Annotated in this window: 24 protein-coding genes; 20 read left to right on the forward strand and 4 right to left on the reverse strand. The window is 32.7% G+C overall.

Annotated features, from left to right (window positions below):
* The 3 genes from HM984_RS08750 to HM984_RS08760 are packed head-to-tail and all read right to left on the reverse strand — an operon-like array spanning position 1 to position 4,315.
* The gene (locus HM984_RS08750) at positions 1-1,023 is read right to left on the reverse strand and encodes a polysaccharide lyase family 7 protein (protein WP_179348894.1); all 1,023 of its coding nucleotides are present in this window, start codon (positions 1,021-1,023) and stop codon (positions 1-3) included.
* A gap of 40 nt (positions 1,024-1,063) precedes the next feature.
* Complete coding sequence (locus HM984_RS08755) at positions 1,064-3,382, reverse strand: chondroitinase-B domain-containing protein (RefSeq protein WP_179348895.1); 2,319 nt, start codon at positions 3,380-3,382, stop codon at positions 1,064-1,066.
* A gap of 18 nt (positions 3,383-3,400) precedes the next feature.
* Positions 3,401-4,315 carry a polysaccharide lyase family 7 protein gene (locus tag HM984_RS08760; protein ID WP_115810666.1) on the reverse strand — a complete coding sequence of 305 codons (915 nt, stop codon included), beginning with the start codon at positions 4,313-4,315 and terminating at the stop codon, positions 3,401-3,403.
* A 308-nt stretch (positions 4,316-4,623) separates the two neighbouring features.
* On the opposite strand from HM984_RS08760, the gene HM984_RS08765 reads away from it, so the two are divergent.
* Positions 4,624-5,229: a hypothetical protein gene (locus tag HM984_RS08765; protein ID WP_115810668.1), complete on the forward strand. Its 606-nt coding sequence runs from the start codon at positions 4,624-4,626 to the stop codon at positions 5,227-5,229.
* 24 nt (positions 5,230-5,253) lie between these two features.
* On the opposite strand, the gene HM984_RS08770 is transcribed toward HM984_RS08765, so the two are convergent.
* On the reverse strand, positions 5,254-6,498 hold the full coding sequence (locus HM984_RS08770) for an NAD(P)/FAD-dependent oxidoreductase (RefSeq protein WP_179348896.1): 1,245 nt from the start codon (positions 6,496-6,498) through the stop codon (positions 5,254-5,256).
* Positions 6,499-6,606: 108 nt separating this feature from the next.
* Between HM984_RS08770 and flxA the strand changes: the two genes are divergently transcribed.
* The 19 genes from flxA (at position 6,607) to HM984_RS08865 (ending at position 24,374) form a co-directional block, all read left to right on the forward strand.
* Complete coding sequence (flxA, locus tag HM984_RS08775) at positions 6,607-8,145, forward strand: flexirubin biosynthesis tyrosine ammonia-lyase FlxA (RefSeq protein ID WP_115810672.1); 1,539 nt, start codon at positions 6,607-6,609, stop codon at positions 8,143-8,145.
* 24 nt (positions 8,146-8,169) lie between these two features.
* A complete protein-coding gene (gene flxB, locus HM984_RS08780; RefSeq protein WP_179348897.1) occupies positions 8,170-8,901 on the forward strand; it encodes a flexirubin biosynthesis SDR family reductase FlxB in 732 nt (243 codons plus the stop codon).
* A 12-nt stretch (positions 8,902-8,913) separates the two neighbouring features.
* Positions 8,914-10,131: a beta-ketoacyl-[acyl-carrier-protein] synthase family protein gene (locus tag HM984_RS08785; protein ID WP_179348898.1), complete on the forward strand. Its 1,218-nt coding sequence runs from the start codon at positions 8,914-8,916 to the stop codon at positions 10,129-10,131.
* An 8-nt stretch (positions 10,132-10,139) separates the two neighbouring features.
* On the forward strand, positions 10,140-10,382 hold the full coding sequence (locus tag HM984_RS08790; protein WP_179348899.1) for an acyl carrier protein: 243 nt from the start codon (positions 10,140-10,142) through the stop codon (positions 10,380-10,382).
* 16 nt (positions 10,383-10,398) lie between these two features.
* Positions 10,399-11,283, forward strand: a complete 885-nt coding sequence (locus tag HM984_RS08795; protein ID WP_179348900.1) for a lysophospholipid acyltransferase family protein — start codon at positions 10,399-10,401, stop codon at positions 11,281-11,283.
* 6 nt (positions 11,284-11,289) lie between these two features.
* The gene (locus tag HM984_RS08800) at positions 11,290-11,727 is read left to right on the forward strand and encodes a hotdog family protein (protein WP_092465721.1); all 438 of its coding nucleotides are present in this window, start codon (positions 11,290-11,292) and stop codon (positions 11,725-11,727) included.
* A gap of 7 nt (positions 11,728-11,734) precedes the next feature.
* The gene (locus HM984_RS08805) at positions 11,735-12,181 is read left to right on the forward strand and encodes an acyl-CoA thioesterase (protein WP_179348901.1); all 447 of its coding nucleotides are present in this window, start codon (positions 11,735-11,737) and stop codon (positions 12,179-12,181) included.
* 6 nt (positions 12,182-12,187) lie between these two features.
* Positions 12,188-13,318 (forward strand): beta-ketoacyl synthase N-terminal-like domain-containing protein, encoded by a 1,131-nt coding sequence (locus HM984_RS08810; protein ID WP_179348902.1) that lies wholly within the window; start codon positions 12,188-12,190, stop codon positions 13,316-13,318.
* Entirely contained in the window at positions 13,315-13,938 is a 624-nt protein-coding gene (locus HM984_RS08815) for a 3-oxoacyl-ACP synthase (protein ID WP_179348903.1), read from the forward strand. Before HM984_RS08810 ends, HM984_RS08815 begins: the two co-directional genes overlap by 4 nt.
* Positions 13,938-14,195, forward strand: a complete 258-nt coding sequence (locus HM984_RS08820; protein WP_092465725.1) for a phosphopantetheine-binding protein — start codon at positions 13,938-13,940, stop codon at positions 14,193-14,195. Before HM984_RS08815 ends, HM984_RS08820 begins: the two co-directional genes overlap by 1 nt.
* Before the next feature lies 1 nt (position 14,196).
* Positions 14,197-15,390, forward strand: a complete 1,194-nt coding sequence (locus HM984_RS08825; protein WP_179348904.1) for a beta-ketoacyl-[acyl-carrier-protein] synthase family protein — start codon at positions 14,197-14,199, stop codon at positions 15,388-15,390.
* Entirely contained in the window at positions 15,390-16,418 is a 1,029-nt protein-coding gene (locus HM984_RS08830) for a beta-ketoacyl synthase chain length factor (protein WP_179348905.1), read from the forward strand. Before HM984_RS08825 ends, HM984_RS08830 begins: the two co-directional genes overlap by 1 nt.
* Complete coding sequence (locus HM984_RS08835) at positions 16,412-17,188, forward strand: polysaccharide deacetylase family protein (RefSeq protein ID WP_179348906.1); 777 nt, start codon at positions 16,412-16,414, stop codon at positions 17,186-17,188. The genes HM984_RS08830 and HM984_RS08835 overlap by 7 nt, the downstream gene beginning before the upstream one ends.
* Positions 17,181-17,807 (forward strand): flexirubin biosynthesis/transport protein LolA2, encoded by a 627-nt coding sequence (gene lolA2 / locus HM984_RS08840; protein WP_179348907.1) that lies wholly within the window; start codon positions 17,181-17,183, stop codon positions 17,805-17,807. Before HM984_RS08835 ends, lolA2 begins: the two co-directional genes overlap by 8 nt.
* On the forward strand, positions 17,785-18,417 hold the full coding sequence (gene lolB2, locus HM984_RS08845; RefSeq protein WP_179348908.1) for a flexirubin biosynthesis protein LolB2: 633 nt from the start codon (positions 17,785-17,787) through the stop codon (positions 18,415-18,417). Before lolA2 ends, lolB2 begins: the two co-directional genes overlap by 23 nt.
* 69 nt (positions 18,418-18,486) lie before the next feature.
* On the forward strand, positions 18,487-19,089 hold the full coding sequence (locus HM984_RS08850) for a porin family protein (protein WP_115810692.1): 603 nt from the start codon (positions 18,487-18,489) through the stop codon (positions 19,087-19,089).
* Between the two features lie 4 nt (positions 19,090-19,093).
* Entirely contained in the window at positions 19,094-19,465 is a 372-nt protein-coding gene (locus HM984_RS08855; RefSeq protein ID WP_179348909.1) for an ApeI family dehydratase, read from the forward strand.
* A 39-nt stretch (positions 19,466-19,504) separates the two neighbouring features.
* Positions 19,505-20,701 (forward strand): DUF2062 domain-containing protein, encoded by a 1,197-nt coding sequence (locus tag HM984_RS08860; RefSeq protein WP_179348910.1) that lies wholly within the window; start codon positions 19,505-19,507, stop codon positions 20,699-20,701.
* On the forward strand, positions 20,694-24,374 hold the full coding sequence (locus tag HM984_RS08865) for an MMPL family transporter (protein ID WP_179348911.1): 3,681 nt from the start codon (positions 20,694-20,696) through the stop codon (positions 24,372-24,374). The genes HM984_RS08860 and HM984_RS08865 overlap by 8 nt, the downstream gene beginning before the upstream one ends.

The following is a 24,374-nucleotide window of genomic DNA, read 5'->3' on the forward strand; positions in this document are numbered from 1 at the left end:
TTAGTTAGGTGGTGTTGCTGAACCTACAGTTGCCGATTTAAACCAAACTTCTGCATAACTTCCGTTGGCATATTGTTTTTCTATATCACCATCATACGTTTCAGACTTGGTAGATTTACCGTTAGCCTGATTGTAAGCCCCTTGTTTGAAATAATTTATTTCACCAGCATAAGCAATTTCTCTTTCTACACCCACAGTTCGTCTTGACGCATAATTATCAATTATCTGTTGCGGAATATCTGCTTTTGTAGCAAACTCTGATTCTATTAAACTTTTAGTAAACGTTATAGACTCGTGTCCTTCGCTTGTAAAGGTTAAATACATAATACCCTTATAAACATTGACTTCATAGCTAAATTCTTCACCTAATGCAATACCATCTTCTGGTTCTGCAGGACTCGTTGTCGCGTTGTCTCCAACCACTGAAAAATCATAGCCCCAAACTGCTGTTGAATAATCAAATCTTCCAGAGTTATCACCTTCTGTATTGATTTCATAATTCCAAAACACAGAACCTTTCGTATGGCCTGGGAATTTTTTATAGTAGATTTTTAGGGGTTCGTTTTCATGGCCTTCATCACTATGAATTTGTCCGACAACCACAGAATACGAGGATGCCACATCGGTATTTCCGGTAGTTGACACATGTTGCACTTTTAATGTTCCTGTTAATTTTCCCCCAGTTTCTGGAATCCAATGTGCTTTTTCACCAAGTTCTGTTCTGGTGTTACTCGATGTTCTTGAAGTAATACCAGAATTTGGTGTTTTATAGACAACCCAATCCGTTTTGCCATCATTTTCAACATAAAAGAAATCGTCTTTTTGGTAGTCTACTAAATCATCCACGTAGGTTCCATCTCCTAAAAGAATTTTCCATTTGTCCATAAACGGAATGACATCACTTGGGTATTTTGCCTCTTGTTCTGTTTCGTTTTCAACCGTTACTTCTGGATTCGTTTCGGTATTATTTTTACATCCAACGATTAGTAAAAGTGTAAAAATTGTATATAGTGATTTTTTCATTTTAAGCGTTTTATGAGATTATTACCTGCGCAGGAATACATTAATACATCAGTGTCATCACTAAGTTTTCTTCGGTCTTAATTTGTCCTGAATTTATTACTGTGTTTTCTGATGCCGAATTATTTTTTGCTCCCCAAAGAATAGATACAAATTGAACAGGATTATTTTTAAATGTGTTATTCGTAATCGTTACATTCACAATACCATTATGATTTAATAATCTTTTGTTTTTCTCTTTTGCACCACAATTCGTAAATGTGCTATTAGCGATTAAAAGATTTCCTCCAATAGTAGACTCGTCATAACCACCTCTATAATAATCAACAACATTTTGTTTTACGTTGTTGAAGTTACAGTTGCTAATAGTTAAATATTCAGTATTGTAATCCCCTCTATCGTTGGTCTCTTCAGATAATTCAATACCGTTTTCGCAATTTGAAATAGACGTATTTTCAAAAGTTACACGTTCAGAAAAAGATTGCTTATACGCTCTTAAAACATAATTGAAATCACTTATTTCTGTGTTAGAAACCGTTAATCCGAAATGATTAGACATATTCTCTTTTAAACTTGCAAAAGCATAATTGGAACCATTCCCTTTTAAAATCAAGTTGTTTACGGTCAGTTTCCCTTTAGGTTGTAATGAAAATAATGGTGTATTTGCTTCACCAGAAAAAACAAGTTGTGCTTTCCCTTCTGATTTAACAGTAAGTGTTTTAGTAATAACTAAAGATTTTGAAATAGCATAATTCCCTTCCGCTATAGCGATAATATCTCCATTATTAGCAGCATCAATTGTAGGTTGTAAGTCTTCGGCTTTCGTTACCGTATGCGTTACTGCATCTACAGTTTCAATTTCGTTAGAATACCAAGACGCTCCATATTTTGATTTATCTAAAATGTTAGGATTCTTAAAATCGACACCAACAACGGCACCAATACTTTTACTATCTTTTCTAGAGTTACCAAACAAGTCGTTTTCAATAGTATTAAAATCAAAACCGTTAAAAGGTTCTACGTCACTAGGAAGTCCGGTTGGAATTAAAATGTTATCAGATATTTTTTTCAACTCTAAAGATGCAGGAATAATTCCGCCATCAAAGTCCTTAAATTTCACACCTTGATTATCTACTATATTGTTTTTGAAAGTGACACCATCTGCTTTGTCATTTTCAACAACAATACTTTCCAAACCTTTATCATTATACACAACATTATTAGCAACAGTGGTTCTGATTGCTCTTGCAGAACGAATTTCGGACTCTGGTAACACATCTACTTGTGCAATGTTGGTACCAACACCAAATTGCCATGGAGAACTACAATTTACAAATGTGTTATAAGCCACAACCAAATCTGTGACTTGATTGTAACGATTTAATGGGGATTTTGGAATCCCATTCATAACAGCCAACGGACTCCTGAAACTTTTCCCTTTTAAGTTGAAAAAATAATTATTGGTTACCCAATGTCCTGTGTTTATAATACGAATTCCACCATACTGTTCATTTACGCCATCACCAATAAAATAGTTTCCATCAATGGTTACGTAATTTCCATGTCGCGTTACAACAGAACCTTCACTTTTATAAAAAACGTTGTTCTTAATTATGTTGTTATTCGTTTTACTTGAAATGATTTCAACTTCGCCATTACATTCTTCAAACAAGTTATTTGCAATGGTTGTATTACTCGGACTCATAGACGTAAAACTACTTCCTAACTGAATCGTTTCGCCTCTTGCCCCACCTTTTCTAGGCCGCGGTCCAAAATGGTTATTTATAATTTTGTGGTAATTTTTAATGCTTTCAACCCCTTTTAAATCGACTCTAACTGTTGGGCCACCGTTTGTTTTTCCTGCCAGATAACTATTGCTTAACTCGTTATGTCTTCCGTAAAACTGAACCCAAAGATCATCATCATCGCGTTGTAGTTTATTGAAATCTACAATAACACAGTTGGTTACTTTACAGTTATTTGCTATCGTATTTTTGTCTAATCTGAAGGCTATTACATTTTCGGATGGTGAATATCCATTTCTAAAATGTAAACCGCTAACTTCTAAATATTCGCCACCAAAAGCGAGATTTGAAATACCTTCAATAAAAACTTCACCTTCAGTTTCGGCTTTAATGGTTATAGGGTTGTCTTTAGTTCCTTTTCCTGTAAATTTAATTTCAACATCTTTCCAAATTCCATTCTTCAAAATAATATTGTCACCTGGTTGCGCATTCTCTATCGCCTCATTTAATTCTGTCGCATTAGAAATTAATTGTCCCGATACCTTGTCTGTTTTAGTAGTCTCATTACAAGACAAAACCAAGACGAATAAACTGATTGCAAATAGATATTTCTTCATTATATATTCTTTTATAATTTAATGCGTAACCTCGAGTTCGTAATATTTTACTTTTGAAAAAGCTCCTTCTGCTGTTGAGCCCAAATAATTACCTGCTTTAAAATAATTTTCATAAGGCCATTTATCTAGACTTATATCTTGATACACTAAAGGCTCATTATCATTAAGCTGTAATTCTAATTTGGCATCTGATGCGGTGATTCTAAATTCGAATTCTTCAAAACCAACATAACCCATATTGTCTTTAATATCTTCCCAAGTAGCACTCGATGTTTCTAACAAATCATCGCCAGACGTACTTTCATCTATAAGTGATTTTTTATGAGACCATATATAGCCATCTTTCCAATAGATTTTAATTAAAGGTGGACCATTATTAGAAGAAAAGCCATGAATTTCCATGTCTTCGATAGAAATAATTCCATGAATTTGCATCACAATCGTTTTGTGATACTGACTACTACTTTGTGAGTCTTCAGAAATAGCAACTAATTTTAATCGCCCTGTCATTGTACCACCTTCTGCTAACGACCAATTCTCTCTTGAATTTGAAGGATTAATTAACTCTCTCAATTCCGTTCTAGAATATGAACTATTTGTCGTTGCTATCTCTGGGAACGTGTAAAACTCAATGGAAGCATCCGAAATATCATCGTACATATAAGGTGCAATTGCAGCATTTGTTCTGTAAGCTCCATTTATTAAATCAGAGGGTTGGTACTCGTCTGGACTACCATTATTATTTTCATCTACTGGTAAAGTTACTTTCCAATTAGAAAAATCAACATCAGCGTATGTTATTGGATCATCACCTTCAGAGCCGGGATTATCATCGGTAAAAACGGTGTCATCAATAACATCAGCATCCGTTTCAGAACACCCAAATAGAAGTAGTGTGCAAATAAAAGATACAAACACAAATTTCAATTTCATATCAGCCTAATTAATAATTGGTTAACCAATCTGGTTAACCAAAAATAGTATAATTTTTCAGATAACAAAAAGTAATTAAGTTAATTCTGTATATAATTGGGTTAATTACATAAACAAATAAAAGAAAATAAGTCTGTAAAGCTGCATTGAGGTAAATTAATAACGGGTTATTTTTGAATTAAAACAGTTTAATCTCTCATAAGAGAAAACATTAAATAGAAATTACTTGCTTATACTTTTCCTAATAAAAATCACTTACAATTAATATTAAATTATACATTTGAACTATTAACTAATTACATTTCTTTATGAAAAACAAACTAATCTTAGTGTTTATCTTTTTGTCTTCAACACTTATTTATGCTCAAAAATTAAAAATAAAAGAAGGGTCTTTTAAAAACCTAAAAGATATCAAAGAATATTCTCTAATCTTTGATTATTCAAATTTAGAAATACCAAAATTTGATTCTGAAGAAGATTTTCTAAAAGACAAAATGGATAAGCGAGAAGAAAAAGAAGCTGGATCCGGAGAAGAATTTAAGAAGTCATGGTTTGAAGACAGAGAAAACAGATATGAACCAAAGTTTATTGAATCCTTCAATAAAAGATTCGAAGACAACACTGTTAACGTAAATAAAAGAGAAAACTCTAGATATACAATGGTCGTAAAGACCACTTTAATGTATGCAGGCTACAACGTAGGTGTATGGAGGCAAAATGCAAAAATCGAAGCCACTATTACCATATTTGAAACTGATAATGCAGATAAAATACTATTCTCAGGAGATTATACTAAAGTTGAAGGAAATGGCGCCATGGGTTATGACTTTAATTCAGGGTATCGTATTTCTGAAGCTTACGCTAAACTCGCTAAAGAGTTTGCTAAAAATTTAAAGAAAAAAGGATTAAAATAAATTTAGAAAAAAGCGAATACATCATTATTCGCTTTTTTCTTTTTCCATATCTATAACATGCGCTACAGCTTTAACAAGTCTGTGGTGATTTTTTACAAAAGGGTTTGTCTCATCCCAAACATAGCCAGCCAAAACAGAACAAATTTGTTTCTTAATTTCTGGATTTTCTGGTTTATGAAAGAATAGTTTTTGCAAGTTTCCGGTGTACCATTCTTTTACATAAGTCGCAAAAACATCAACTCCTTTTTTCATATAATCAGAGTACTCTACTTCCCAATCCACTGTTTTCTTTTGAAGTGATTTAGTAATCAGTTTTGCTGCCAGCAATGCAGATTCCGTAGCAAACGTCACCCCTGAAGAAAACACAGGATCTAAAAACTCCGCACTATTCCCTGTTAACACATAACCTTTTCCATATAACTGTTTAACAGATTTAGAGTAGTTAGAAATCTCAATAGGCTTAAATTGAAATTCAACACTTTTAAATCGTTCGCTGTAATAATTAGAGAGTTTCAACATGGCTTTTAATTTCTCCGAAGACGTGCCTTTAAATGATTCTAAAAATTCAGTAGAACCAACATAACCTATACTCGTTACTCCATTAGAAAATGGAATAACCCACAACCAAGTTCTCAAATCTATAACATCAAAAGTAATCCGAGTGCCTTCCCAGCCCTCAGGACGGTTTATATCTTTTACATGCGTAAATATGGAAGACTGATTAAGAAGTTCTGAGCTTTTTTCTAAATCTAAAAGACGTGGCAAAACACGACCATAACCGCTAGAGTCAATAATGTACTTCGCAGCAACCGTGTTTTGTTCACCTAACTTATTTTTAATCGTAGTTTCTGAAAAACCATCCTCATTAAAATCAACGGCAATAACTTCTTCTTCAAAAGAAATATCAACACCTCTTGTTATAAGCTCATCAGTAAGTGTTTTATCAAAATCAGCTCTTGGTACTTGCCAAGTCCAATCCCACCCTTTGGTATGCTTTTTACTAAAATCAAAATTACAAACTTCATCACCTCTTAAAAATCGAGCTCCATCTTTCACTTCATAATCGCGTTTTTTCAGACAATCTAGCAATTCTACTTCTTCAAAATGATCCATACAGCGTGGCAACAAACTTTCTCCAATTACAAATCTTGGAAACAGATTTTTTTCAACCACTTTAACTTTTAAACCTTTTTTATGCAAATAAGACGCCGCAACGCTGCCAGATGGTCCTGCTCCAATAATTAGTACATCTACATTTTCAACACTCATATTAGTAATAGTATAAAAATCATTTATTATTCTAAATTTGCATCCCAAAATAACTTCATTTTTCGTTATTTAACTATTATTTTTATTAAATATTACCAACTTATATAGATGCTAAAATTAACCGGGAATTTAGGTATTGAAGATTTTTACAAAATCATTTTCGAAAATAATCCTATAGAAATAGAAGAAACTGTTTTTCAAACCATTGAAAATAGCTTTAATTTTTTGAGAGATTTTTCTAAAAATAAAATCATCTATGGTGTTAATACTGGTTTTGGACCAATGGCTCAGTACAAAATTGCTGACACAGATCGTATAAAACTACAATACAATTTAATACGAAGTCATGCTTCTGGTACAGGAAACCCAATTCATCCTTTATATGTAAAATCCGCGATGCTTGCAAGACTCAACACGCTGTCTTTAGGAAATTCTGGTGTACATAAATCGGTTATAGAACTTATGACTCAATTAATAAACCGTGATATCATTCCTTTAATTTATGAACATGGTGGTGTTGGTGCAAGTGGTGATTTAGTACAACTAGCACATTTAGCATTAGTATTAATTGGTGAAGGAGAAGTCTTTTATAAAAATGAATTAAGATCAACAAAAGAGGTTTTTGAAATTGAAAACTTAAAACCAATAACTGTAGTTTTAAGAGAAGGATTAGCTTTAATGAATGGCACTTCTGTAATGACAGGTATTGGCATTGTAAATACAATTAAAGCTAGACAGTTACTGAATTGGACTATTTTATGTTCATCTGCCATTAATGAAATTGTAGAAGCTTACGACGATCACTTATCATCAGAATTAAACAACGCAAAAAGACATAAAGGTCAACGTGAAATCGCTAAGCAAATGCGAGCAAACTTAAGTGATAGCAAACTCACCAAAAAACGTGAAGATCACTTATACAACAAAGCGCAAGATGCTACTGTTTTTGAAGAAAAAGTACAAGAATATTACTCTTTACGATGCGTACCTCAAATCTTAGGACCTGTTTTAGATACTTTAGATAGCGTTGAAAACATTTTAATTGAAGAAGTAAACTCTGCAAACGACAACCCTATTGTTAATGTAGAAAAGCAGCATGTATATCATGGTGGGAATTTTCATGGAGACTATATATCCTTAGAAATGGATAAACTAAAATTAGTCGTTACAAAAATGAGTATGTTGGCAGAACGTCAATTAAATTATTTACTCAACCCTAGTCTTAATAATATCCTTCCTGCATTTGTTAACCTTGGTACATTAGGGTTAAATTTTGGTATGCAAGGTGTTCAGTTTACAGCGACCTCAACTACCGCCGAAAACCAAATGCTATCTAACCCAATGTATGTGCATAGCATTCCCAATAACAATGACAATCAAGATATTGTAAGTATGGGAACAAACGCGGCTTTAATCACAAAAAAAGTAATTGAAAATACATACGAGGTTGTTGCCATAGAAATGATTACTATTATACAAGCTATTGAATATCTCGAAATACAAGACAAGGTATCTTCAAAAACTAAAAAAATGTATGATGCTATTAGAAATATAGTTCCTGCTTTCAAAGACGATGTCGTAATGTATCCTTATGTGAATCAGGTAAAAGATTTCATTATGAATCATGAAAACAACCTTTTAAAATAAACCTCAACTAAAAAATCGATATACATGAAGTGCGCACTAATAACAGGTGGCTCTAGAGGCATCGGAAAATCAATTTGCATACAACTTGCAACGGATTCGGATTATCATATTTTAATTAATTACCAAAGCAATAAAGCAGCAGCCTTAGAAACTTTACACGCAGTTGAGGAAGCTGGTGGAACTGGTGAGTTATTACCATTCAATGTTGTAGACATAGAAGATGTACAATCTACATTAGACATATGGCAAGACAAAAATAAAGATGCTATTATCGAAGTCATTGTCAACAATGCTGGCATCACAAAAGATGGCTTATTTATGTGGATGAAACCTGAGGATTGGAACAACGTTATCAATACAAGTCTTAATGGCTTTTTTAATGTCACCAACCATTTAATTCAGAAAATGCTAGTCCAAAAATATGGTCGAATTATAAACATCGTATCATTATCGGGTTTAAAAGGCACACCTGGACAGACCAATTATTCTGCAGCAAAAGGTGCCGTAATTGCTGCGACTAAAGCTTTGGCTCAAGAAATTGCAAAACGTAATATAACGGTCAATGCAGTTGCTCCTGGATTTATTAAAACAGACATGACAAGCGATTTAAACGAAAAAGAACTTAAAAAATTAGTGCCTGCAAATCGTTTTGGTGATCCCGAAGAAGTCGCACATCTAGTCTCTTTTTTAGCATCAAAAAAAGCATCTTATATTACAGGAGAAGTTATTAATATTAATGGAGGTATTTACTCTTAAATAAATTACCAAATGGGAAGAGTTGTAATAACAGGTATGGGTATATATTCCTGCATAGGCGAAAATTTAGAAGAAGTCAAAACATCGCTATATAATGGAACGTCTGGAATTGTTTTCGATGAAAAACGCAAACCTTTTGGTTATCGCTCTTGCCTAACAGGCATGGTAAAAGAGCCGCAACTAAAAAAGCTTTTAACGAGAAGGCAGCGTATTAGCTTAGGAGAAGAAGGCACTTATGCCTACATGGCAACGATAGAAGCCTTAAAAAAAGCTAACATTACACAAGAATTTTTAGACGCTAATGAAGTTGGTATTATTTACGGAAATGACAGTACTGCAAAATCTGTAATTGAAGCTGTTGATATCATCAGAGAGAAAAAAGATACCACATTAGTAGGTTCAGGATCTATTTTTAAAGGTATGAATTCTTCAATCACCATGAATCTCTCAACCATATTTAAACTTAAAGGTATTAATTTCACAATAAGTGCTGCCTGCGCAAGTGGGTCTCATGCTATTGGCATGGCCTATCAGCTTATAAAAAGCGGCCTTCAAGATTGTATAATCTGTGGTGGAGCACAAGAAATTAACGAATTAGCTATGGGAAGTTTCGATGGTTTGGGTGTGTTTTCGGCAAATGAAGCGCAGCCCGGAAAAGCCTCTAAACCTTTTGACAAAAATCGTGATGGTCTTATTCCAAGTGGTGGTGGAGCCACACTTGTATTAGAGAGCTATGAATCTGCTGTAAAACGTGGAGCACCAATTTTAGGTGAAGTCATCGGTTATGGTTTTTCATCTAATGGAGAACATATTTCTACACCTAATGTAGATGGTCCGTCTAGAGCAATGAAAAAAGCAATAGAACAAGCTAATATTCCTCTTAGCAGTATAGATTACGTAAACGCACATGCTACCTCTACTCCCGTTGGAGATGCCAATGAGGCAAAAGCCATATTTGATGTTTTTGGAGAAAACGGACCCTATGTAAGTTCTACAAAATCCATGACTGGCCATGAGTGTTGGATGGCAGGAGCGAGTGAAGTTATCTACTCAATGCTAATGATGCAACATTCATTTATTGCACCAAATATCAATTTAGAAAACCCTGATGAAGACGCCATTAAATTAAATTTAGTTAGCAAAACTCTAGATAAAAAAATTGATGTATTTTTGTCCAATTCGTTTGGATTTGGAGGAACAAATTCAGCCCTAATAATAAAAAAATTATAGTCCCAATTATGAATAAAGAGGTTATTATTGAAAAAATAAACGACTTTCTTATAGACGAATTTGAAGTTGAAGCAGAAGATCTTTCACCTGAAGCTAATTTAAAAGAAGCACTAGAACTAGATAGTTTAGATTTTGTTGATTTGGTAGTTGCTGTTGAGGCTAATTTTGGTGTAAAACTAATTGGTGAAGATTTCATTAATATCCTTACACTTCAAGATTTCTACGATCTTATCGAAAATAAATTAAGCTAAATTTTACTAAAATTGAATGGCTACGGAATGGGAAGGCAAGTCTAGAGGTTCAGTCTTAGGATATAAAATTTTTGTTTTTTGTATCAAAAAGCTTGGCTTACGTGCTGCTTATTTTGTTTTAATTTTTGTAGCTTTTTATTTCTGCTTTTTTGCTAAGAACAGTACAAAGTCTATTTATTATTATTTCCGAAAAAGACGTCAATATTCAAGATTAAAAAGTATTGTAAGCATCTATAAAAGTTATTTTGTTTTCGGACAAACGATTATAGATAAGATTGCTATTTCTTCAGGATTAAGAAATAAATTCACTTATAATTTTGATGGTATTGATCATTTAGACACGGTTTTAAAATCTAAAAATGGAGGTATTTTAATTAGCGCTCACGTTGGTAATTTTGAAATTGCTGAGTATTTTTTAAATGAATTGGAAGAAGATGTTACCATCAGTTTGTTAACAACAGATTCCGAACACGGAGACATTAAAGCTTATTTAGAAAGTGTTACAACAAAATCTAACATTAAATTTATAATCATTAAAGATGATTTATCGCATATCTTTGAAATAAACGCAGCCTTATCTCGAAATGAAATCATTTGCATTACTGGAGATCGTTACGTAAAGCCATCAAAATCATTATCACATAATTTATTTGGCCAAGAAGCACTATTTCCAGCAGGCCCTTTTCTTTTAGGATCACGACTAAAAGTACCAGTAATTTTTGTGTATGTAATGAAAGAAACCACAACACGTTATCACTTATACGCTAGAATAGCAGATGTAAAACAACGTGACCAAATGGCATTGCTAAAATCTTATACCGAAAGCTTAGAGTGGATGTTAAAAAAATATCCTTTGCAATGGTTTAATTATTTTGATTTCTGGAACGATTTAAAAGATTAACACATCATGAATTTACTTAAAGAGCCTATTACGGATCAAGATTTAATTTTAAAATTAATTCCGCAACGTGCACCTATTGTTATGGTAGATTCACTACTATATTTTGAAGAATCTAAAGTTATTTCAGGGCTAACAGTAACTGAAGATAATATGTTTGTTCAGAATGGATTTTTGACAGAACCAGGACTTATAGAACATATAGCACAAACTGTAGCACTATATACCGGTTATCATTTTTACATCAATAATATTCCTGCGCCAGAAGGCTATATTGGCGCTATAAAAAGTGTAACAATCGAGAAGCTTCCAAAAGTAAACATGCAAATAGAAACTGAAGTTGAAATATTACAAGAAATTATGGGAGTCACTTTAGTACAAGGTACAACGACATTAAATGGGGAAGTGATTGTAACAGCTCAAATGAAAACAGTTTTAAAAAATTAAGTCTATAATGGCCTCTAGAAAAAATGATAATACTTCTGAAACTACACTAAAGGTTTCTCACGACATTAGAGTACGTTTCAACGAAACCGATGCTTTAGGTATTGTTTGGCATGGCTATTATCTTCATTATTTTGAAGATGGACGTGAGGCTTTTGGAAGAAAACATGGCATTTCTTATTTAGACACTAAAGCGGAAGGTTATGTGTCTCCTATTATAAAATCGAGTTGTGAGCATAAATTACCTTTGCAATATGGAGATATTGCAACTGTAGAAACCACTTATATAAATACACCTGCGGCAAAACTTATCTTTAGATATAAAATTTTAAACGAAGATGGAAAAACGGTTTGCACAGGAGAAACTATTCAAGTTTTTGTAGATGATAAGAATAATTTATCACTAACGCTTCCCCCCTTTTTTGAAGCCTGGAAAGCAAAAAATAAGCTTTTATAAATTAATATGAAAGACGTCTTTATCACTGCAAATACAATAATTTCCCCTCTTGGGTTTGATTCTGAAGCTAATGTTTCGGCAATCGCTAAAGAAGAATCAGGGATTACTCTGCATAACAACATTAGTACGTCACCATGTTATGCTTCTATTATTGACCATAAAAAATTAGACGACGCATTTAGTAAAATAGGAGATCCTAAGATTTATACAAAATTAGAGAAAATGATGATTTTGTCCTTACAAGACACCATTTCTCAGGCTGCATTTTCAATTTCAGATAAAACGGCTTTAATCATTGCCACAACCAAAGGTAATATTGATGCTTTAAACAATAATTTTGAACCAGAACGCGCTTACTTACCTGCATTAGGAAATAAAATTAAAGAATTTTTCGGATTTAAAACCGAACCTATCATCATATCCAATGCTTGTGTTTCGGGGATTTTAGCCATAGCAGTCGCAAAACGATTCCTTCAAAATGACTATTATGATAATGCTTTTGTTGTGGGTGGCGATATAGTTTCAGAATTTACATTATCCGGATTCCAATCTTTTCAAGCCATTAGCAAAAAACCTTGTCAACCCTTTTCAAAACACAGAACTGGTATTTCCATAGGCGATGCAGCAGCTTCCGTTGCTATTACTACGGATACATCAGAGAGTGAAGCCATTCAAATTATAGGAGATGGCTCTTGTAATGATGCTAACCATATTTCAGGACCTAGCAGAACTGGCGAAGGTTTATATTTGAGTATCATTTCCGCTTTAAAAGAGGCTAATATAAAACCAGAATCCATAGATTATATTTCGGCACACGGAACTGCTACGGCATTTAATGACGAGATGGAAGCGATTGCTTTTAACAGAGCAAAATTAGAAAAAACACCTTTAAATAGTTTAAAAGGGTATTACGGTCACACTTTAGGCGCTTCTGGTTTGTTAGAAGCCATTGTGGGAATTCATTCCTTAAAAAACAACATGCTATACAAGTCTTTGGGCATGGACGAATTAGGAGTTACTATGCCTCTAAATATTATTGAAAACACCACTAAAAAAGAACTAAAGACTTTTATAAAAACCGCTTCTGGATTTGGAGGCTGCAATACTGCTGTAATCTTTAAAAAAGCGGAACAATGAAAAAGCAGTTAAAAATCATAGCATATTGCCGTATAAAGAATAATGCGATTTCTTTAAACGGAAAATCGATTATAACGAAAGATAAAGACCTCTCGTTTTCTGATTTTGCAAAACAAATCTATAAAGAAAAGCAATTGGCTTATCCTAAGTTTTTTAAAATGGATAACCTATGTAAACTGGCTTTTTTGACTTCAGAATTTCTTTTTGAAGCAGCAAAACTTGATTCTGAAATTATAAAAAACACAGGTATTGTACTTTCCAATAAAGCTTCTAGTTTAGACACAGACAGAAATCATCAGGATACCATTAATGACAAAGACAATTACTTCCCTAGTCCTGCTGTATTTGTTTATACCTTAGCCAATATTATGATTGGCGAAATCAGTATTCGGCATCAAATAAAAGGAGAAAATGCTTTTTTTGTTTCCGAAAAATTCAATGAAACACTTATAGAGCACTATGCCTCAAGCCTAATTATAAATAGAAAAAGTAGTCATATACTTTGTGGTTGGGTCAATGTGGACAACAATAATTATGATGCATTTATGTATCTTGTGGCAGAAGAAGGATCTTATAACTATTCAAAAGAAATTATTAAAAACATATATACTCAAAATTAATGGACGCATTAAAAAAAGAACTTAAAGAAAGTATTATTGAGCAATTAAACTTAGAAGATTTTACGGTTGAAGATATTGCGGATGATGATACATTATTTGGAGATGGTTTAGGATTGGATTCTATTGATGCTTTAGAACTTATTGTAATGTTAGATAAAGATTACGGTATTAAATTAACGGATCCAAACGAAGGTAAAGCTGTGTTTGTTTCTGTGGAAGTCTTAGCGACTTATATTGCAAAACACCGCACCAAATAAAATGCTTAAAAATCGTGTTGCCATAACAGGAATGGGAATTATATCTTCTATAGGAACTACTGTAGAAGCGAATTTGCATGCGCTTTTGAATCATAAAAAAGGCATTGCACCTATTGTAAATATAGACACACGACATAAAAATGAAATTAAGGTTGGGGAAGTTTTACAAACCAATGCAGAACTTGCCAAAAGCCTTCATCTAAATGAAAATCACAACTATTCAAGAACCGCATTATTAGGCTGCATTGCTGCACAACAAGCCGTAAAACACGCTAACATCGATACTATTGACGCATTTAAAACAGGTTTAATATCCGCAACAAGTGTTGGTGGTATGGACTTAACGGAAAAACATTTTCAAAATTATAACGCGGAAAGTCGAAAATTAATAAACAGTCATCACGCTGTAGATAGTACCGAAAAAATTGCAGCACTTTTAGGCATCACAGATTTTACATCAACTATTAGTACCGCATGTTCCTCTGCCGCAAATGCTATAATGCTTGGTGCTCGACTCATAAAATCAGGACAACTAGACCGCGTAATTGTTGGTGGAACGGATGGTTTAGCAAAATTTACAATCAACGGATTTAAAACACTAATGATTTTATCGGACACCGATTGTACTCCTTTTGACGCCAACAGGAAAGGCTTAAATTTAGGGGAAGCAGCATCGTATTTAGTACTAGAATCTGATGCTGTTGTTAAACAAGACAACAAAACTGTTTTAGGGTATTTAGCAGGTTATGGTAATGCAAATGATGCTTTTCATCAAACGGCTTCATCAGAAAATGGTGAAGGTGCTTTTTTAGCGATGTCTAAAGCATTAAAGATTGCAGAAATCAATCCGGAAGACATCAATTATATTAACGCACACGGTACCGCTACACCTAACAACGATTTATCGGAAGGCAAAGCCATAAAACGTATCTATGGAGATTCGGTTCCTGATTTCAGTTCTACTAAAGCCTTTACGGGGCATACATTAGCTGCCGCAGGAGCGATAGAAGCTGTTTACTCTATTTTAGCCCTTCAGAATGACGTGATGTTCCCGAATCTCAATTTTAAAACAGTGATTCCTGAACTCCAAATGGTTCCCATAACCGAAGTCACTAAAAAAACTATAAATTACGTTCTTTCTAATTCATTTGGTTTTGGCGGCAATTGTTCAACTCTTATATTTTCTAAAAACTAATGCAACCTTGTTATATAAATAGTGCGGTTTCAATTTCGGCACAAGACACCTTAGACAATTCTAGCTTTTTAGAAAACACAATTTCTTTTGAAGGACAACTAGCAAAAGCTATTCACCCTAATTATAAATCATTTATAAGCCCAATTGCGAGTAGACGTATGGCAACTGGAGTAAAGATGGGAATTGCTGCTGCAAAAAAAGCGTTAGCATTAGCAGAACTAGAAACACCCGACGCTATTATTACAGGCACAGGTATTGGTTGTATAGAAGATTCTGAAAAATTCCTAAATGCCATACTCGACAACGATGAAGAGTTTTTAACGCCCACTTCGTTTATTCAATCTACACATAATACGGTCGGTGCTCAAATTGCATTAACTTTAAAATGTAAAGGCTATAATGTAACCTATGTGCAAGGTGCTGCCTCGTTTGAATCCGCGGTTTTAGATGGACAACTCTTGTTACATGAAAATGAAGCCAAAACGGTTTTAGTTGGCGGTACCGATGAATTAGGAAAATACCTTATTAACGATATTATCCTTGCTGAAGCAGCAGAAAAGCAACCCATAACCACACCTTTTGGAGAAGGAGCTCATTTTTTTAGCTTATCCCAATCCAAACAGAATAATAGTTTTGCCGCTATAAAAGGGCTTAAAATTTTTAATAAAGCAACAGCTGAAACTATTAAAATTAAAGTTGAAGATTTCTTAAAAGAATATGCTTTAACAACCGAAAATATTGATGCTATAGTACTCGGGAAAAACGGAGATGCTTTTGATGAATTATATCAATCACTTCAAGATTCCTCTTTTAAATCCACGCCTCAATTGCATTATAAGCATCTTTGTGGTGAGTTTTTTACGGCTTCTGCATTTGGCTTTTGGACTACTGCTAATATTATAAAACATCAACATATTCCTGAAGTTTTAAAGCTAAATACCATTAAAAAATCGAGCTATAAAAACATTCTACTTTATAACCAACTAAAAGGGCAACAACATAGTTTCACCTTACTAACATCATGTTAAACTTTAAAAACATAAACCGTTTTACGCTTATGCTTTTTATTGGATTGCTAATAATTAGCGTTTTTATTTCTATCCCTGTTTTCGTATTTATTTTAGTTCTTGTAGGTTGGTTAATCGTTACAATTATAGGCAGTTTTAATATCACTTGGAACTACCATCTAGACGCTTATAATTTCAATAAAACTTGTAATAAAAAACAAGTTGCCATTACTTTTGACGATGGCCCAAATGTTGAATTCACACCACAAGTTTTAGACTTACTCAAAGCCTACCATGCCAAAGCTACTTTTTTCTGTATTGGTAAACATATAGAACAACAACCAAAACTGGTACAACAAATTATAACAGAAGGACACACCGTTGGGAATCACACCTATTCCCATTCTGAAATTTTTGATTTCTATGGGAAACAAAAAGTGATTGATGAAATTGAAACAACCAATGCTTTAGTGGCTTCTATTATAAATAAAGAAATGACATTGTTTCGTCCACCATATGGTGTTACAAATCCTGCAATTACAAAAGCCATAAAACACACTAAACACAAAGTTATAGGCTGGAACATACGATCGTTAGATACGGTAAAAGATAACGAACAAAACATCTTAAACAGAATTACTAAAAACATCACACCAGGAGCTGTCATTTTATTGCACGACTCACAAAATATCACAGTACGTGTTTTGGAACAATTGTTGTTATTTTTGCAAAAGAACAATTATCAATCTGTAACAATAGATACTTTATTCAATATAGAAGCTTATGCGTAATATTTACTTTTTTCTTTTTTTAGGTATCGGAATTCAAATCTCTAGTGCACAAAAAACACTAACTACAAACGAAATAAACACGTTTAAATCGGCTGTAGCAGAATTAGATCGTAATACAAAAACGATTGTTAGTGATTTTGTACAATACAAACATCTTAGTTTTTTAAGCAATGATGTTGAAACACATGGAAAACTAGCTTTTAAAGTCCCTGGTCTGGTAAAATGGGAATATACTTCCCCTTACAACTACAGTGTTATTTTTAAAGACGACAAGTTATTTATTGATGATGAAGGTGATAAAAGCAAAATAGATATTGGATCTAATAAAATGTTTAAAGGTCTAAACAGCCTTATTACCAATAGCGTGAAGGGCAATATGTTTGATGATAACGCCTTTGATATTTCCTATTTTAAAGTGGATGATTATTATTTAATAAAATTTATTCCGAAGGATGAAAACATGCTTCAATTCATTGCTAAATTCGAATTAAAATTTGATATAAAAACCAGCGATGTCACTGAAGTAAAAATGATTGAACCCTCTGAAGATTACACCAAAATTGTTTTTAAGAATAAAACTCGAAACACAACTTTAGATGAAGCGGTTTTTAATAATTAATCTCTGTAGTCTTTTCCTTTTTACGTCTTGTGCAATTCCAACCGTAAAAGGGCTTTCGGAATATGATACTAAGGCTACAGCATTTTCAAATCCTTATTTTGCAAACACCAAAACAGATTATGTTTATAAAGCTAAAATTAAAGCTTACAATAACGATTTTGGCGGTATTTTAATTATCAAAAAAATAAAAGAAAAGAATCACCGTATTGTATTTACCACCAATTTCGGTAATAAAATATTCGATTTTGAATTGATAAATAATGAGATGAAAACACATTTCATTATGAAAGAGTTAGATCGAAAAATCATAATCAACACGCTTAAAAGAGACTTTCAAACTTTAACACAAGAGCACAATACAATCAATAAAGCTTTCACGAATAATGATGGAAATATAATTTACCAATCGAAGACCCAAAAACGATTTAATCATTACCTAATCAATCAGCAATCACAGCAACTCACCAGAATTATAAACTCTACACATTCCAAAGAAAAGATTATCATATCCTTTTCTAATGTAAAAAATACGATTGCAGAACATATTAAAATTGAGCATAAAACTGCACCAATTCAAATTGATTTAACTTATTTAAATCACAAAGAATAAATACTATATTCTTTTCTATTATAAGATATTTCCTCATTTTTGTGTCCCACCTAATCAATCTAAATCACTATGAAACACCTAACTATTATCTTAATCACATTATTGTCGTGTACCTTTATTAATGCGCAAGTAGAAATTAAACCAGGAATAAAAGCAGGTATGAACATTGCTGGATTAAGCAATCTCGAGGAGAATGGCGGTATCCGTAGCGAAAAAATAACCACATTTCATATAGGAGCTACCTTATCTTTTAAATTTGCACGTTTTTACACCCTTCAACCCGAAGTACTATATTCTAAACAAGGAAGTGAGTACAAAAATTTTGGCTTTGATGGAACACAATCTATAGAGCTCAATTATTTATCCATACCTGTAAACAACAAATTTTATATTAGTAATAGTGGACTTAATTTTCAAATTGCACCTGTGATTGATATTTTATTAAGTCATAAAAATGTAAATAATCCTCAAAAAGTTGATATTGCTATAGCTGGTGCCATAGGTTATGATATTGGCAATGGACTAGTAATGTCTATTGGTTACAAACAAGGTATAACAGATTTATTAGGTAGAAATGTAGATACGGGTAACGGTTATGAAACTACAGACGTTAGTGACTTAATATTAAATAACGTTATTCAACTAAGTGTAGGTTATCAATTCAAATTATAAATAGATGCTAATTAAGGGTTTTTATACGGTCTTAAAAACAACTGTTGTTGATACAAACACAATTCATGTGACTATTAAACTGAATAAGGATCACGATGTTTTTAATGGTCACTTTCCAGGTAATCCAATAACACCTGGTGTGTGTATGATTCAAACCATTAAAGAAATCACTCAAGATCATGTTAATAGCTCTTTATTCTTACAGACGATATCTAACATAAAATTCACGGCTTTAATTAACCCAAATAGTAATGCCGAACTCATTTTAGAGCTTTCTATTATAGAAGATAACAACAGGGTTAAACTTAAAAATATCACTAAATTTACAGATGGTACTATTGCGTTAAAATACAATGGCACATTTATCAAAAACTAAGAATTAGCCTAATCTTAGACACAATTCTCAATAACAAAAATGAAGGATATTACCTCACATCATAAACTGAACAGCTTACAGTGTTGTGTAATTATACCAACCTTCAACAACCCTAAAACCTTAAAACGTGTTATTGAAGGCGTTTTAAATTATACCGAAAATATTATAGTTGTAAATGATGGCTCAACAGATACAACATCGAAAATTCTTGAAGACTATTCGCTACTCGAACAAATTCATTTTGAAGAAAACAAAGGTAAAGGTCAAGCTTTGCGTGCTGCATTTAAACATGCTGAAAGTTTAGGTTATGTATATGCAATAACTATAGATTCTGATGGGCAACATTTCCCTGAAGATATCCCTGTATTTATTGAGGCACTTGAAGCCTCTGAGGACAAAAACCTCTTACTTATTGGTGCCAGAAATATGAGCCAAAAAAGTGTTCCAAAGAAAAGTAGTTTTGGTAATAAATTTTCTAATTTTTGGTATTGGGCAGAAACCGGCATTAAACTACAAGACACTCAATCGGGTTTTAGACTCTACCCTATTCAGCATCTAAAAAACTTGAAATTCTATACTTCAAAATTTGAATTTGAAATAGAAGTCATTGTAAAAGCAGCTTGGTCTGGTACTGTTGTAAAAAACATTCCAATTGAAGTGTTATATGATGAAGATGAACGTGTATCTCACTTTAGACCCTTCAGAGATTTCACACGAATAAGTATTTTGAATACATGGCTCGTCATTCTAACTTTACTCTATATAAAACCTCGTGATTTTTTCAGGAAATTAAAAAAAAAAGGATTTAAGCGTTTTATAACCGAAGATATTATCGGTAGTAACGATTCCCCTCAAAAAAAAGCATTATCCATAGCTTTAGGTGTTTTTATAGGTATTTCTCCACTTTGGGGTATTCAAACCATTACCGTTATTTTTTTAGCTTTGCTTTTGAAGTTGAATAAAACAATTGCTTTTGCTTTTTCAAACATAAGCCTTCCGCCTTTTATTCCTTTTATTATTCTTACGAGTTTTCAATTAGGAAATTTTATATTGGGCGAAAATGTAACATTTGATATCAATGAAATCATAGCAGGTTTCGAGGTTTTAAAACATGTAAAATCTTATATAGTTGGAAGTTTTGCTTTAGCAACATTAGCTGCTTTATCCTCAGGAACATTTAGCTATTTTCTTTTTCTGCTTTTTAGAAAGAAAAATGTAACCGCAACCAATGCATAATATCTTTTATAACATATATCATTATTTTAATGCCAGAAAATGGTTTGGCTTTTGCATTTTAGGATTTTTACTATTGGGCTTAGTATTCATTGCTTCTAAAATTGAATTTGAAGAAGATATCACGAAACTAATTCCTACTAATACAGAAAATGCGGAACTACAGAAGGTTTTAAAAAACGCCAACTTTACCGATAAAATCATTGTAAATATTACCAAAGGCACCGATGGTTCTGTTGAAGATTTAACGCAATATGCATCACAGTTTATTGATAGCATCAACAATTCTTCTAGTTTTTATATAAAACAAATTCAAGGACAAATTGATGACAATGAAATTCAGAAAACAGCCAGTTTTATATATGATAATTTACCGCTTTTTCTAAATGAAGCAGATTATAGCACTATTGCTAACAAAATTCAAAAAGATAGTATTGCTGCCATTACCTTAAAAAATTACAAAACGTTAATTTCACCATCAGGTATTGTTACTAAAGATTTTATTCTAAAAGATCCTTTAGGCTTATCATTTATTGCTTTAAAAAAACTACAAGAGTTAAGTTTTGGTGAGGATTTCACCTTACAAAACGGCTTCTTAGTGAGTAAAGACAAACAGCACATTCTGTTATTTATCACACCTGCTTTAGGTTCTAATGAAACGGCTAAAAACACCCAATTTGTAAAAAACTTATACAATACCAACTCCAAACTAAACAATGCTTTTACAAATAAAGCAAGTGCCGAATATTTTGGCGGAACACTCATTGCTGTCGCTAATGCCAATCAAATAAAAAGCGACATTCAGCTTACTGTAGGTGTTGCGTTAACCGTACTTTTACTCATATTTATACTTTTCTATAAAAAAATAACGGTCCCAATTATATTATTTATACCAACCATTTTTGGTGGACTTTTAGCTATTGCACTGCTTTTTTTAATCCGCGAAAAAATATCAGCCATTTCTCTAGGGATTGGTTCGGTGTTATTAGGTGTTACACTCGATTATTCCTTACACATTCTCACACACATTAGAAGCAACACTAATGTAAAACACTTGTATCAAGAAATTTCGAAACCTATCTTAATGAGCAGTTTAACTACGGCTTTAGCATTTTTATGTTTATTATTTATCAACTCACAAGCTTTACAAGATTTAGGAATATTTGCTGCAGTTAGCGTTATTGGCTCTTCCTTTTTTGCACTACTTTTTATTCCTCAAGTGTATAAAGAGCAAACAAAACCATCCAAAAAAAGTACCGCTTTAGACCAAATTGCTTCTTACAACATTCATAAAAACAAATGGGTTATTATTGGTTTATTTCTATTGTGTTTTGGTAGTTTCTTTACTTATAACACTGTTATTTTTAACAATGACCTAAGCGAGATGAATTACATGCCAAAAGACATTAAGGCAGCCGAATTACGCTTAGATAAACTAATTAATAGCACTTCAAAATCCATATACATTGCCGCCTACGGTGATTCGGAAGAAAGCACATTACAGGTTAATGATGCTATTTTAACCAAGCTTCAAAACTTAAAAGCAGAGAACAAACTGATTAACTTCAGTTCAATAAGCACTTTTGTCCATTCTAAAAAACAACAAACCCAACAAATTGAACGTTGGCAATCCTTTTGGACCGAAAACACCATTACAAACACAAAACAGAACATTACAGAAAGCGGAACAGCTATAGGATTTAAACCCGAAACCTTTAACCGTTTTTACACGCTTTTAAATACAACATTTAAACCCTTAGAAAGTAAAGATTACAAAGCCATAAGCACCTTTTCGGTGGACGACTATATGACGACTAAAGATGATTACACCACCATTACAACTTTAGTTAAAGTAGATGAAGCAAATGCCGTAATGAATGCTTTTAAAAAGGATTCTCATACTTTAGTGATTGATAGAAAACAAATGAACGAAACTTTTTTAGGTCATCTAAAAAACGATTTCAACAGTTTAATCGGCTATTCTTTAATTGTTGTTCTAATTATTCTATTCTTATTTTACAGAAGCTTATCGCTAACTTTAGTAACAGCCATTCCAATTTGTCTAACCTGGTTAGTAACCATTGGAATTATGGGATTATTTCATTTAGAATTCAACATTTTTAATATCATCATATCTACATTTATTTTTGGTTTAGGCATTGATTATGGCATTTTTATGACCAACGGGTTATTGCATGAATACCGAACAGGTGAAAAATCGTTAACCACACATAAAACGTCTATTTTACTTTCGGTGATCACCACTATTTTAGGGGTCGGAGTTTTAATTTTCGCAAAACACCCTGCATTATATTCCATATCTTTAGTATGCTTAATAGGTATAACCTCAGCAGTACTTATAGCTTTTACGGTTCAACCTTTACTTTTTAAATTGTTTATTGGTAGCAAAACTAAACGTCCAATATCATTAAGATTATTAATTTACTCCATTGTCTCATTTACTTATTTTGGCCTAGGCGGTATTCTATTATCCTTGTTTAGTGTTACCATTTTAAAAATCATTCCGCTTCCAAAGAAAACGAAAATGAAATGGTTTCATATTATGATTTCAAAATTCATGAAATCGGTATTATACACCCATTTGTTTCTCGTTAAAAAAGTGATTAATGAACCTAAAGAAGATTTTAAAAAGCAAGCTATTATTATTGCAAATCACACATCGTTTTTAGATATTCTAGCCATTGGAATGCTACATCCAAAGATTATTTTCTTGGTGAATGATTGGGTTTACAACTCACCTGTATTTGGAAAAGCCGTACAATTGGCCGGATTTTATCCAGTATCAAGCGGTATAGAAAATGGACTAGACCATTTAAAGAAAAAAGTAGAACAAGGGTATACCCTAATGGCTTTCCCAGAAGGTACACGTTCTAAAACCAATAAAATAAAGCGTTTTCATAAAGGGGCTTTTTATTTAGCAGAACAATTTCATTTAGATATTATACCTGTACTTATTCATGGGAATTCTGAAATCATTCCTAAAGGGGAATCCATGATAAGAGATGGTCATATTACTTTAAAAATTCTGGATAGAATTACACCAGAAGATTCTCGTTTTAGTACCAATTACTCACAACGTGCCAAACATATTGGGGCTTATTTTAGAACAGAATTTAGTGCTTTTAGAAAAGAAAGAGAAGATGCAACCTATTTTCACAATATCCTTTTAGATGAGTATAGATATAAAGGTGATGCACTATACAAAACTGTAAAAAAGGATATTAACACTAACAAAGAGCTTTACAAAAAAATTATAGATACCGTTGGTAAAAAAGACACTATCATACATTTATCTGACGATGCTGGTCAACTTGATTTTTTATTAGCCTTAGATGCTGTAGATAGAAAAATCATTTCATATATTGAAAATACGGAATATAGAACACTTGTTAAAAACAGTTTTATCACCAATTCTCGTAACATAAATTGTGTAGATTCTTTTGAGGAAACATTGTCTTTTAAGGCAAATACTTTAATAATCCGTGCGACTAACATTACGGAAGCACAACTAAAACCAATGATCCAGTCAGACTTAAATCATATCATTTTTTTAAAAGAAAGTAAGCATTTGTTAGCGACAAATACACTCGATTTAGGTTTTGATTGTACCTACCAAACAGAAAATATGACTATCTTATCAAAACAGTTTAAATAA

The organism is Winogradskyella pacifica (assembly GCF_013403915.1).
GTDB classification, from domain to species: Bacteria; Bacteroidota; Bacteroidia; order Flavobacteriales; family Flavobacteriaceae; genus Winogradskyella; species Winogradskyella pacifica.

Coding starts and splice junctions, on each gene's coding strand:
- HM984_RS08750 (WP_179348894.1), bottom strand. CDS start 1,023: ATGAAAAAATCACTATATACAATTTTTACACTTTTACTAATCGTTGGA.
- HM984_RS08755 (WP_179348895.1), bottom strand. CDS start 3,382: ATGAAGAAATATCTATTTGCAATCAGTTTATTCGTCTTGGTTTTGTCT.
- HM984_RS08760 (WP_115810666.1), bottom strand. CDS start 4,315: ATGAAATTGAAATTTGTGTTTGTATCTTTTATTTGCACACTACTTCTA.
- HM984_RS08765 (WP_115810668.1), top strand. CDS start 4,624: ATGAAAAACAAACTAATCTTAGTGTTTATCTTTTTGTCTTCAACACTT.
- HM984_RS08770 (WP_179348896.1), bottom strand. CDS start 6,498: ATGAGTGTTGAAAATGTAGATGTACTAATTATTGGAGCAGGACCATCT.
- flxA (WP_115810672.1), top strand. CDS start 6,607: ATGCTAAAATTAACCGGGAATTTAGGTATTGAAGATTTTTACAAAATC.
- flxB (WP_179348897.1), top strand. CDS start 8,170: ATGAAGTGCGCACTAATAACAGGTGGCTCTAGAGGCATCGGAAAATCA.
- HM984_RS08785 (WP_179348898.1), top strand. CDS start 8,914: ATGGGAAGAGTTGTAATAACAGGTATGGGTATATATTCCTGCATAGGC.
- HM984_RS08790 (WP_179348899.1), top strand. CDS start 10,140: ATGAATAAAGAGGTTATTATTGAAAAAATAAACGACTTTCTTATAGAC.
- HM984_RS08795 (WP_179348900.1), top strand. CDS start 10,399: ATGGCTACGGAATGGGAAGGCAAGTCTAGAGGTTCAGTCTTAGGATAT.
- HM984_RS08800 (WP_092465721.1), top strand. CDS start 11,290: ATGAATTTACTTAAAGAGCCTATTACGGATCAAGATTTAATTTTAAAA.
- HM984_RS08805 (WP_179348901.1), top strand. CDS start 11,735: ATGGCCTCTAGAAAAAATGATAATACTTCTGAAACTACACTAAAGGTT.
- HM984_RS08810 (WP_179348902.1), top strand. CDS start 12,188: ATGAAAGACGTCTTTATCACTGCAAATACAATAATTTCCCCTCTTGGG.
- HM984_RS08815 (WP_179348903.1), top strand. CDS start 13,315: ATGAAAAAGCAGTTAAAAATCATAGCATATTGCCGTATAAAGAATAAT.
- HM984_RS08820 (WP_092465725.1), top strand. CDS start 13,938: ATGGACGCATTAAAAAAAGAACTTAAAGAAAGTATTATTGAGCAATTA.
- HM984_RS08825 (WP_179348904.1), top strand. CDS start 14,197: ATGCTTAAAAATCGTGTTGCCATAACAGGAATGGGAATTATATCTTCT.
- HM984_RS08830 (WP_179348905.1), top strand. CDS start 15,390: ATGCAACCTTGTTATATAAATAGTGCGGTTTCAATTTCGGCACAAGAC.
- HM984_RS08835 (WP_179348906.1), top strand. CDS start 16,412: ATGTTAAACTTTAAAAACATAAACCGTTTTACGCTTATGCTTTTTATT.
- lolA2 (WP_179348907.1), top strand. CDS start 17,181: ATGCGTAATATTTACTTTTTTCTTTTTTTAGGTATCGGAATTCAAATC.
- lolB2 (WP_179348908.1), top strand. CDS start 17,785: ATGAAGCGGTTTTTAATAATTAATCTCTGTAGTCTTTTCCTTTTTACG.
- HM984_RS08850 (WP_115810692.1), top strand. CDS start 18,487: ATGAAACACCTAACTATTATCTTAATCACATTATTGTCGTGTACCTTT.
- HM984_RS08855 (WP_179348909.1), top strand. CDS start 19,094: ATGCTAATTAAGGGTTTTTATACGGTCTTAAAAACAACTGTTGTTGAT.
- HM984_RS08860 (WP_179348910.1), top strand. CDS start 19,505: ATGAAGGATATTACCTCACATCATAAACTGAACAGCTTACAGTGTTGT.
- HM984_RS08865 (WP_179348911.1), top strand. CDS start 20,694: ATGCATAATATCTTTTATAACATATATCATTATTTTAATGCCAGAAAA.